Annotated in this window: 7 protein-coding genes, 1 tRNA gene and 7 pseudogenes; 5 read left to right on the top strand and 10 right to left on the bottom strand. The window is 62.0% G+C overall.

From position 1 onward, the window contains the following. The 3 genes and pseudogenes from OWR21_RS00925 to OWR21_RS00915 form a co-directional block, all read right to left on the bottom strand. A pseudogene (locus OWR21_RS00925) lies at nt 1–920 on the bottom strand (amino acid permease); the annotation flags it as partial. A gap of 201 nt (nt 921–1121) precedes the next feature. Beyond that, nucleotides 1122–2180, bottom strand: a pseudogene (gene dinB, locus OWR21_RS00920) (DNA polymerase IV); the annotation flags it as partial. Nucleotides 2181–2350: 170 nt separating this feature from the next. After that, nucleotides 2351–2725, bottom strand: coding sequence for a hypothetical protein (locus OWR21_RS00915; RefSeq protein WP_332394395.1), 375 nt, complete (start codon nt 2723–2725; stop codon nt 2351–2353). A 309-nt stretch (nt 2726–3034) separates the two neighbouring features. Here OWR21_RS00915 and OWR21_RS00910 point away from each other — a divergent pair, with 309 nt between their 5' ends. Next, complete coding sequence (locus OWR21_RS00910; protein WP_147214536.1) at nt 3035–3973, top strand: aldose epimerase family protein; 939 nt, start codon at nt 3035–3037, stop codon at nt 3971–3973. Between the two features lie 25 nt (nt 3974–3998). Here the strand turns inward: OWR21_RS00910 and OWR21_RS00905 are convergent. Next, nucleotides 3999–4316, bottom strand: a pseudogene (locus tag OWR21_RS00905) (carboxymuconolactone decarboxylase family protein); the annotation flags it as partial. A gap of 115 nt (nt 4317–4431) precedes the next feature. On the opposite strand from OWR21_RS00905, the pseudogene OWR21_RS00900 reads away from it, so the two are divergent. Then, nucleotides 4432–5344, top strand: a pseudogene (locus OWR21_RS00900) (cupin domain-containing protein). 13 nt (nt 5345–5357) lie between these two features. On the opposite strand, the gene OWR21_RS00895 reads toward OWR21_RS00900, so the two are convergent. Both OWR21_RS00895 and OWR21_RS00890 read right to left on the bottom strand, forming a co-directional pair. After that, a complete protein-coding gene (locus OWR21_RS00895) occupies nt 5358–5813 on the bottom strand; it encodes a MerR family transcriptional regulator (RefSeq protein WP_332394393.1) in 456 nt (151 codons plus the stop codon). After that, nucleotides 5783–6232: a nuclear transport factor 2 family protein gene (locus OWR21_RS00890; protein WP_332394391.1), complete on the bottom strand. Its 450-nt coding sequence runs from the start codon at nt 6230–6232 to the stop codon at nt 5783–5785. Before OWR21_RS00890 ends, OWR21_RS00895 begins: the two co-directional genes overlap by 31 nt. 164 nt (nt 6233–6396) lie before the next feature. On the opposite strand from OWR21_RS00890, the gene OWR21_RS00885 reads away from it, so the two are divergent. After that, nucleotides 6397–6473, top strand: a tRNA-Pro gene (locus OWR21_RS00885). A 134-nt stretch (nt 6474–6607) separates the two neighbouring features. Then, nucleotides 6608–7066: pseudogene (locus OWR21_RS00880) on the top strand (SOS response-associated peptidase family protein); the annotation flags it as partial. Here the strand turns inward: OWR21_RS00880 and OWR21_RS00875 are convergent. Together OWR21_RS00875 and OWR21_RS00870 are read right to left on the bottom strand one after the other, a co-directional pair. Further along, entirely contained in the window at nt 7045–7440 is a 396-nt protein-coding gene (locus OWR21_RS00875; protein ID WP_332394389.1) for an NAD(P)H-binding protein, read from the bottom strand. The pseudogene OWR21_RS00880 and the gene OWR21_RS00875 overlap by 22 nt on opposite strands. 19 nt (nt 7441–7459) lie before the next feature. Next, nucleotides 7460–7738, bottom strand: a pseudogene (locus OWR21_RS00870) (NAD(P)H-binding protein); the annotation flags it as partial. A 223-nt stretch (nt 7739–7961) separates the two neighbouring features. Between OWR21_RS00870 and OWR21_RS00865 the strand changes: the two are divergent. Beyond that, nucleotides 7962–8286 (top strand): annotated as a pseudogene (locus OWR21_RS00865) (winged helix-turn-helix transcriptional regulator). Between the two features lie 432 nt (nt 8287–8718). Here the strand turns inward: OWR21_RS00865 and OWR21_RS00860 are convergent. Together OWR21_RS00860 and OWR21_RS00855 are read right to left on the bottom strand one after the other, a co-directional pair. Further along, nucleotides 8719–9258 carry a lipocalin-like domain-containing protein gene (locus tag OWR21_RS00860; RefSeq protein WP_332394388.1) on the bottom strand — a complete coding sequence of 180 codons (540 nt, stop codon included), beginning with the start codon at nt 9256–9258 and terminating at the stop codon, nt 8719–8721. A gap of 18 nt (nt 9259–9276) precedes the next feature. Continuing rightward, nucleotides 9277–9681 (bottom strand): hypothetical protein, encoded by a 405-nt coding sequence (locus OWR21_RS00855; RefSeq protein ID WP_332394387.1) that lies wholly within the window; start codon nt 9679–9681, stop codon nt 9277–9279. Nucleotides 9682–10355 lie beyond the last annotated feature (674 nt).

Below are 10355 nucleotides of genomic sequence, written 5' to 3'. Positions count from 1 at the left end.
GACAAAGCCCGCCACCCAGCTTTCACCGGCCACTTGCAACGCCAGCGACACGGGGTGATCCACGCCCGCAAACTTCGCGAACGGGACGATGCCCGTCATGATGGCGGCCACCAGCACATAAAGAATCGTGCAGACCGCCAGCGAACCGATGATGCCGATCGGCAAATCGCGTTTGGGATTGCGCACCTCTTCCGCCGCAGACGTCACCGCATCGAAGCCGATGAACGCGAAGAACACGATGGCGGCGGCGCCAAACACGCCTTCCATGCCGAACGGCATGAACGGCTGCCAGTTGGCCGGCTGCACATGGCGCACACCCACGGAGATGAACAGCAGCACGACCGTCACCTTGATCGCCACCATGATGTTGTTGGCGCGCGCCGATTCACGAATGCCGAACGAGAGCAGCGTCGTGATCAGCAGCATGATCACCAGCGCCGGCAGGTTGAACAGCGTCTGCACGCCCGGAATCGCGCCCGGTGCAGCGGTGAGCGCCACCGGCAGATGCAGGCCGAAGCCGGACAGCAGCGACTGGAAATAGCCGGACCAGCCCACCGAAACAGCGGATGTGGCCAGGCCGTATTCGAGCATCAGGTCCCAGCCGATGATCCAGGCGACCAGCTCGCCCATCGTGGCGTAGGCATACGTATAGATGGAGCCCGACACGGGAATGGTCGAGGCGAATTCGGCGTAGCACAGCGCGGCAAACCCGCAGGCGAGCGCTGCGACGATGGGGACAGCGTAAGCGCCGGCCCGGCCGTCAGCGCGCCGGTGCCGGTCAGCACGAAGATGCCGGTTCCGATGATGGCGCCGACACCCAGGAAGGTCAGGTCGAGGGGTCCGAGGACTTTCTTCAGGCCGGTGTCACTGTGGCCCGTGCGGATCATGTGATCCACGTTCTTGGTACGAAACAAACTCATTACTGCGTCTCCTGTCTGCGTGCGGCCGAATGTGACGGCATGCACTGTCGCGCACGTGTGGTGCGCGGCGGCGGATTATGCAAAAAGCGGGCATTTTACCCGCAGGCGATATTCCGCCCTTCTATCGCCGGGATGCAGACAGGAAAATAGGACAATTCTCAACCGATTGCCGCGCCAAGCGGTGCCGTCACCGGTGGCGACTGGGTCTTCGGCAAACAGCGGCTGCTGCCGCGCATGCGCGTCCGACTCATACAACCGCACGCCCACGCCGAGCAACCGCACGGGAATGCCGCGGCGCTCAAACCCCTGCGCAAGCAACTTGGTGAACACCGCCAAGGACACTTGCGGCGAGATGCACTCCACCGTCGTGCCGCGAAAATCGGCAAAACGCAGCTTGACGTAGGTCTTGTGGATCATGTTGCCGGCGCGAGCACGTTCGACGCGGGCGGCAAGCTGCTCGACGAGAACGATCAGCTCGCGCTGGCAGTCATCGAGCGTGCGCAGATCGGTGGCGTAGGTTTCTTCCACGCTGACCGACTTGCGAATCTGCGAAGGCTGCACCTGCCGGTGGTCAATGCCGCGGCAAAGGTCGTGCAGCCGGAAACCGAACACGCCGAAATGCTGCTGCAAGCGGTCGGTGCCCCAGGCGCGCAGGTCGCCGCACGTTTCCGCCCCGAGGCGACGCAGCTTGGCCGCCGTCACCTTGCCCACGCCGAACAGGCGGTCGACGGGCAGTTCGGCAACAAACGCGTCGACCTGCTCCGGCCGCACGACGAACAGGCCATCGGGCTTGTTCCAGTCGCTGGCGATCTTGGCGATGAACTTGTTGGGCGCAACACCCGCCGACACGGTAATGCCGATCTCTTCGCGCACCCGGCGGCGGATGTCTTCAGCGATGCGGGCGCCGCTGCCCGCGAGCATCGGGCTGTCGGTCACGTCCAGATACGCCTCGTCCAGCGAGAGCGGTTCCACCAGCGACGTGTAGCTGTGATAAATGGCGAAGATCTGACGCGCAACCTGGCGGTACTTCTCCATGGACGGCGGCACGATCAGCAAATCGGGGCAACGCTTGACGGCCTGCGCCATGGGCATCGCCGAATGGATGCCGAACTTGCGCGCTTCGTAATTGCAAGTCGCGACCACGCCGCGCCGCTCCGGCCGGCCACCGACGGCCAGCGGCTTGCCAACGAGGCGCGGATCGTCGCGCATTTCGATGGCAGCGTAGAAACAATCGCAGTCGCAGTGGATGATCTTTCGCACGGCACAAGGCCAGAACCGGCTGCGGGAGGCAGCATCGGCGTCGGGCTTGCTCGTTCAGGAGGAACGCAAGCGTATCAGCTTCCGCGGGCCGCGCACGCAACGCGGCGCAACAATGCATTTCGCCGATATTGCGGCGCAACATCGGCGAATGAAGGGATCGGGAAAGCGGCTTAGCGGCCGATATCGTGCGCCACGGCGCCGAGTTCGTCGTTCAGGGCGCGCTGCTCGTCTCCGGACAAGCCGCCGCGATGCTGGCTGGCCATGTCGTTGGCTTCCTGGCGGATGCGGCGCAGGCGGTCGCGCAGGCCATCCGCGCGGTACGGGTCGATGTAGCCCTGCGATTGGCGAACGTCGATACGGTGGAATTCTTCGGCGAGGCGGCCCTGCACTTGATCGAAAGCGCGCGGGTCCACAGGCGCAGGCGCCGCGACCGGCACCGGCTCACGCACCACCACCGTACGCGTGGGCTGCGGCGGTGCCACGACACAGCCGGCCACGGAGGCCGCCAGTACAGCGCACAGGGTCAGACGCGGAAGAATCGACATGATTGGGCCCGTATTGTCGTTGTAGAAGCGCGCAGTCGCGCGAGAACTGGCGCTTATCTTACGAACCGCTTCACGCAAAGCTGTGACGATTGGTAACAGTAGATTACTTCCCCGACAGCTCCGGCGGCTCGACCGGCGGCGGCTCATCGGGCGAAGGCAGATCGGGCGGAATTCCCGGCGGCGAAGGCTCGTCGGGTGGCGGAACGGTATGTGCGGGCAGCACGCAATTGACGGACATGGTTTCCTCAAGGCAAAACGCATTGACAATCTAGTACGCGATTCCCATGCCAACAAGTCACCCCCCAGCCCATGCACGACCTGCCCACCGCCCGCTTCCAGGACCGCACACTGATCCGTATCGGCGAGCCTCACGCTGATGGCTCCATGCTGCTGCTCGCGCCCGAAGCCGGCGGCCGACTGGTGCGTTGGCGCCATCGTGGCGAAGACATTCTCTTTTGGCCGGAGCCGGCCGATTGGTCCAATCCAGCGAAGGTCCGCGGCGGCAATCCGCTGCTGTTTCCCTTCATCGGCCGGCATTTCGTCGAAGGTGAAGTCGGTCGCTGGCGCGATGCGCGCGGGCAGCTTCACGCCCTGCCGCAACACGGCTTCGCCCGCGACATGCCGTTCGAGGTGGAAGACGCGAGCGAGGCGCACATCGTCCTGCTGCTGCGCGACAGTCCCGAGACGCGTCAAGGCTATCCGTTCGCCTTCGAGTTTCGCGTGACGTACCGGCTGATTGACGACGGGCTGGAGGCGACCTTCTCGGTCAAGCATCTTGACGAAGGCGACGCGCATGCGCCGATGCCGTTCTACGCGGGTCATCATTTCTACCTGGCGCTGCCGCATGCATTGCGCGGCGCGACCGAACTGTTGATGCCGACGGCACGGCTGTCACGCCAACTGCCCGATGGCAGTCTCGACAGACCCGAGCCAGGCCGCAGGACCTATCAGCTCGACGACCCGGCGCTGCAAGACCGCTATCACCTGCTCGATGACGCCGGTGCTGCAACGCTGGTCATTCCGCCGCACCCGGAAGCACCGCTCGGCCGCCGCATTCGTTTCGAAGTCGACGGCGCGCCGGTGCCCTGGCACGCCATCACCACGTGGACGGAAAACGCCACGTCGGACTTCTACTGTGTCGAACCGTGGATGGGTCTGCCGAATGCGATCCACCACGGCGAAGGCCTGCATCTGCTCGCTCCAGGCGGGACCCGACAGGCAACGTGCCGTCTGCGGATCGCACGGTAGGTGGCGCGGTCAGGTCGTCTCGTAGGCCTGCATCGTCCATCACACGGGCCGAGTACACCAAGGCCGCCCCGGCATTGAGCGAGATCGCCACGCTCAGCGCGTCGGCAATCTCCTCGTGCGTTGCGCCATGCTTGATGGCCTCGGCCGTGTGCACGGTGATACAGCCATCGCAGCGCGCGGTCACCGCCACGGCCAGCGCGATCAGTTCGCGGGTCTTCGCGTCCAGGCTGCCTGTCGTGGCCGCCGACAGCGTCTTGTAGCCCTTGACCGTATCCGGCGTGATCCGACCGATCTCGCCAATGCGACCCAGCAATTCCTTCCGATACTCGACCCAGTTCAGCATGATGTGCTCCGGTGGTGTGGCGCTGACCCAATGCCGGCGCCGTTGGAAAGAGTATTGTCTGGATGCGTGATCCGTTGAATACTTGACCAACGCAATTTCTGTCGAAATCGTCTCAATGGACGCGCTCAGTCAATTCATTCAGCTCACACGCCCGCAGGCCAGCCTCGATTTGCGCTGTCTGTTCCAAGGTCCGTTCTCGATCCCGCACGATCCGGAGCCGAATGGCCAGGTACTGTTCCATCTGGTGCTTTCGGGCAGATGCCTCGTCGACACTGGCGGCCGCACGCTCGCGCTGCGCCAAGGCGATTTCATCCTGTTCCCGCGCGGCGAGGCCCACACGATTCACGACCCCGGTGCGGCCGACGTCCCCGTCCGGAAACCGCGCACATCGCACGACGGGATGCTTCCGCTTCGCAAAACCGGTCGGGGCGCGGCTGACGTCGACTTGCTTTGCGGCCGCTTTGTCCACGAGCACGGCTCGACCACGTTGTTGGTCCGTACGCTGCCCGATCCGCTGCACGTGTCATTGAGTGACAGCGCGTCGTATCCCGCGCTGCAGGCGCTCATTGGGCTGATGCGCGACGAAGCCGAAACGCGCGCACCTGGCGCGCTGGCGATCGTCACGTCGCTGAGCCAGGCGTTGCTGACGATGGCACTGCGCGTCTATGGCCAGCGAGAAAACGCGAGCCCCGGCACGTTGACGCTGCTGTCAGACGCGCGCCTCGGCACTTCCGTACAAGCGATGCTCAGCGCGCCTGAACGCGCATGGACCATCGACACACTCGCCGATCTGGCGGCCATGTCACGCGCCACCTACGCGCGACACTTCAAGGCGCGTGCCGACATGACGGTGTGGACTTTCTCACGCGCGTACGCATGACGCTCGCCTGCGACGCGTTGGTTCATACGCGGCTCAGCGCGGGCGAGATTGGCGCGCGTGTCGGCTATCAATCCGAGGCGGCGTTCGGCAAGGCGTTCAAGCAGCACTCTCGATGACGCTGGCACGGTATCGGCGGGCGACGGGTTGATGCTCCGACATCGTCAACGCTTAGCCTTGCGAGGAGCGCGCGTTGTCGCAGCGCTTTCGGCGAAGCTGGGCTCGCGCGCCGGACGCGTTCCTGTCGCGAGCCATTCGCCGTAGAAATCGATCTTGCCGTCGATCAGCGCGAGCGAGCGCGCCCACTCGGCCATCGTTTCCGTCACCTGTGCACGGTGCGCAACCAGCAGCGTGTGCCGAGCCCTCAAGGTGCTGCGACCCTCGCACACCAGGGCCGTGTATTCGCGCATCTGTGCGACGGACATCCCCGTGTTGCGCAGCCGCTCCATCAATTCGAGCCAGTTGACATGCTGCTCGGTGTAGACCCGTCGGCCGGTCGCATCACGCGCAACGCCAGGAATCAAACCCTGCGCCTCGTACCAGCGAATCGTGTGAATGCTGCGGCCCGTACGTTCGGCCAATGCACCGATCAGCAAACGAGCCGGATCGCGCTCAGCCATGGGACTCGACCGAGATGTCGGCCGGATCGCCGAGCGCCCGGTTGACGAGGTCGGTGTCGAAGTACTCGATCAGCTCGCTGCATCTTGCCCTCGTGCATGTGGATGACAAAACAGTATTGATTGTTATAGGACATGCCATCGCGCGTCATATTGCGACCTTGCGCTTCCACCACCACGGTATCGCCCTCGGCTGTGAAGTGGTTGGCAACCGTCGTGATGCGCCCAAGCTTCGCGCGCAGCGGAGCGAACAGCTCATCGAGCACCGTCTGCCTGCCTGCATAGCGCCGCGACCACAGCGTCGTACCGGTGCACACCCAGCAGAAATCGTCCGCCATGAGTTCAACAAAAGGCTTCGCGTTGCTGACAGCCAGTTCGGCAAAAGCGGCCTGCAGGATCTGCTTGTTCTCGAGCGCGTTCATGGGAGTCTCCTAGTGTGAACGCTCCGATTACAGGCGCTAGAGCGCACTCTAGCGCAAGGAATTTCTCTACCGCAGCCGGGGACAACACGCCCACATGGCGCTTGATCGAACCGCGAGCGAACCACTAGTCATCGCCGCCATGCCTCTGTTATACTTTCCTGCTTCGGGGCGTAGCGCAGCCTGGTAGCGTACCTGCATGGGGTGCAGGTGGTCGGAGGTTCAAATCCTCTCGCCCCGACCAAACAAAAGCCAGTGTAATCAAGCGATTACACTGGCTTTTCTATTTCTCCGCGCAGCGCAGTTGGGGGGCGAATATTTGACAGTGTCCAATATTCGGGTCCGTTGATCCGTCGCCCCTACCGCAAATCCGCTAGTCCACACCCGCACCGCGCTCGTCCGGGTCGCGGGTACGCGCCCGTGAATGTCATGGAGAGCGGCCGGCGCGTCGTCAAACCGATGCGCTACCACTGCCGCCCTTCCGGCAAGCCCGCGTTCTACGACGAGAAATATCCCGGCACCGACTGCGCCCGCCGCAACAACCTGTGCAGATTTTGGAAAGGCCAGTACGGCTATACGCATGGCCTAGTCCTGGTCGACGCGTTCTATGAATACGTTGCCCAGCCAGACGGCACCGACGATCCGCCGCTGGAGATTGCCGAGGCCGGGCACGACCGCTGTCCGGTGCCGATCAAGCCGGAGAACATTGATGCGTGGCTGAACCCTGAGCCGCGCAGCCTCGATGCGTCAGACGCGATTCTTGAGGACAAGCTGCGGCCGTATTACACACACCGACAGGCAGCACCTTCTTGCTGTCACCCACCGCTCGCCATTTGATTGTCCGAAGCGTTGTCCGCAGGCCGCTCTTCACCCATCCGCGATGCCAGGTGCGGCCCGCACGAATTTCTTGTCAGTGATCTGCTGAACCAGGAACTCCGCGAGATTACCCTCGAGAGTTTTGATCCGAGCTTGGTTCTTCCATACCAGCCCACGTCGATTCTTCCGTTCGCCGGGCCGTCTTTAAGGAATGGAATCCGCACCAGCGTCCAATCCAGGTCCGAATTGGCGATCAGTTCGCCCGTTGCTCGGATGTCGTCGTAAGCCTTGCGAACCATCACCTTGAAGAAGAGCACTCCCGCAAGCGAACTGAGGGCAAAGCCATCCTGGGGGGCGCGATAGCTTGCCGTGGATACTTGCAGAAGGCGCCGCACGCGCCAATTGCCGCATCGCGGTCATGATGTTGGATAGGCCATGCATGACCGGGCGATCGCCTTGCACCTTGAAACTATTAGGGCCCAAGGCACTGATGACGGCGTCAGCGCCCTGAATGCATTTCGCAATGGCGTCCCGGTCTTGCAGATCACCAACAACGACTTCGACTTTCCCGGCAAGCGCGGCGAGCTTCTTCGCATCGCGCGTATAGACCGACAAGACGTAGCCCTGCTTCAACGCTTCTTCGATGATGTGCAGTCCAGTCGATCCGGTGGCCCCGAACAGGGCAAGTTTCATTTCATTCCTCCCTGACGATCCGAAGGCATGGTCGTGAAGTCGAGGCGAAGCGGGTGGAAAGGCTTTCAGTCCCGCGCGGACTGGATGTGATCAGCAGGATCTTGCTCATGATGGCTCCGGCGTAAGGTATAAAATAGGTACTAGGTAACCACTGAGACCTTGGTTACCTATCCATACAAAGGAGGGTAAGGTTCCAACCTGCCTTCCACAAGAAGGCACACCCATGTCACTGAGGCACACAGATTTGCCCGAAGAACTGCCGGCCCCCACTACGGGGGGCTGTCGAGCCACCCGCGAAATACTGGATCGTGTCGTCGGCGACAAATGGAGCCTCTACATCATTGCCTGGCTGGCCAATGGAACGCTGCGCTTCAACGAGCTGAAGCGCGGCATTGACGGTATCTCAGCGCATGCTGACGCTGACGTTGCGCGGAATGGAGCGCGATGGACTGGTTACCCGGACCGTCTATCCAACCATCCCGCCGCGAGTCGATTACGACCTCACCGAACTGGGCCGGACGCTATTAGGGCCCGTGATGACGCTGTGAATTGGGCAACGACAACCATTCGCATCGCCGAAGCACATCGACGCTTGACGAAGCGCCCGAACCAGGGATGACTCCAGCCAGCCCAAGGCGTCATTCATCGAGCGCGGTGATTGCACCGCTAAGCGCTACGGTACGAATGGGATCTGAATTACAGCTGGCCGGAAATCAAAACAGTCCAGCCGGCTCCGCCGCCCTTGGTGCGATCTGTTTTATTGCTGGACCGTGAAGATCCGCTCCAACACGAAACGGCGCGTCCGGTCCGTCGCGCAGCGACAGAACGCAAGCATCGCAACAAATTTCGGATTTGATTGAGGCGGGTGTGTAGGCTATTGCGCGAGGCTGAAACGATGCAGGTCGCCAAGCGAGGACGTATCCGGCTTTGGTCGTTCCCCCATTGGGCGCCCGTACGCATCCGTGTGGCGGTCGCCAAACTCATCTAGCTCGCTTCAGCACAATCTCTCCCGAGCCGCCGGCGGATGCTGCTGGAGTCGTCCATCGCAACTCATCTCCCGACAGGGCAAACGGCCTGCGCTGCTCGACCCCATTCCAGTTTGGGAATGTGCTCGCCTCTATGCGGAAGGTGATGGTTTTGTCCGCTTCGTTCACGACGTACCTGCCGAAGTGAGCGATTGAGCCTTGGGCCACGGCTCGATACTCTTCCGCACTGCCCTTCATGCGATCGTTGGATTCGTACTTCGGCAGGTCGGCGCGCGAGTTCACCAGTGCGTAGTGACCATGACCATCAAAGACGACAAGCCCTTGGGGATTGGGCCCGTACATAGGTGCACGACTGCCATCGGGGCGAACGGTGTCAACTGACACATACGTCCATGCCCCGGCAAGTTGCTCCTCTAGCGTTCTGTGTTCGAGCACAGCGCAAGATTGAAGCGCGAGCGCTAGAAGCACGGAAATCGAAACCGTGGCGAGGGTATGTGGAGGGTCGTTCAAGCTCACGATGTCTTTGCCCGTCATGCCGCGACAGCGGCTCACTTAAGCTGATTCAAGGCTGCGAAACCAACCTTTGCCTAGCTTCGAGAAGAGTAGAAACAGTGCATAGACTTGGAGTCCTGCTTGAACTACTGAGAGCGCAGCAAGCAGGGGCAGCCTTAAGACTTCACCTTGCACAGTTTCTGGTAGCAACAGCGTGCCGGCCCCGAGCAAGACAAGCAATGCAATGCGAGCCCAATTGCTTCCCGACGAGATTTTGAAGATAAGCATTGCCATTACGGCGAACGTGAAAGCGAGAACGACGATAGTGAAATCGACCGGAGCCACGATGGAAATGTACGAAAAATCCAGTAGGACTTTCACCGCGCAGACCGCAAGGGATGTCCACAGCAGATTCACTGCCGTTCGAACAGCTTGTGGCTTTTGAACTTGAGCTTGCGCGTCCATACTGCCCTCCCTGCGAGCTCTCGTAGTAAGCGCATTCCTCGGCTCTACCACGTGGGCGAGAAGGCACCCTCGGCCCCGATCAAGGACAGGAATGCTGCCGCATAAGCGCAGTACTGTTGTCTAGGCGTCATCCACGCATCTCCCTTGGCTCGCTGTCGGCGGACGGGGTCACGGCGAAACTGCACAGAGCAAGCACTGAAGGGGATCGAACCGACGTCTTGAGGCTAATCCATCTCACTGAACATAGCCCCGGAAAGCCGCCACGCCATTGAGCCGTTTTAACTATCGGGTCGCGGAATTTCGGCGATGCAACTGCTCAACAAACACATCTACCAAGCAGACCGCTACACCGGCATGCTCCTGTCCTGGAGCACGATGACGTCAAAGAGCCCGTCGCCGTCTCCGCCGGCAGCTATCGGCACAAGCGCGCCCGCGCGCTGACTGACTTTGCGCGGGCGTCGGTGCAGATTTCGGATTTGGTTGAGGCGGGGGTGTAGGGCGTAGTGGCTCAGGTCGCCGTTCACTCGACGGAGAAACAATGGAACGGCGCCAGTACGAACCCAGCATGCCGCCGAACAACCCGACGGCAACCGCGCCGATGGCGCGCCCTGCAGCGCCGCCGGCAAGCTCGCCGGCCAACCCGTCTTAACCAAACAAAAGCCCGCGTAACGGAT

The sequence above is a fragment of the Ralstonia sp. 1B3 genome (assembly GCF_036631435.1).
The sequence above is the reverse complement of the archived record's forward strand: the minus strand, read 5'-3'. Positions and strand labels throughout refer to the sequence as shown.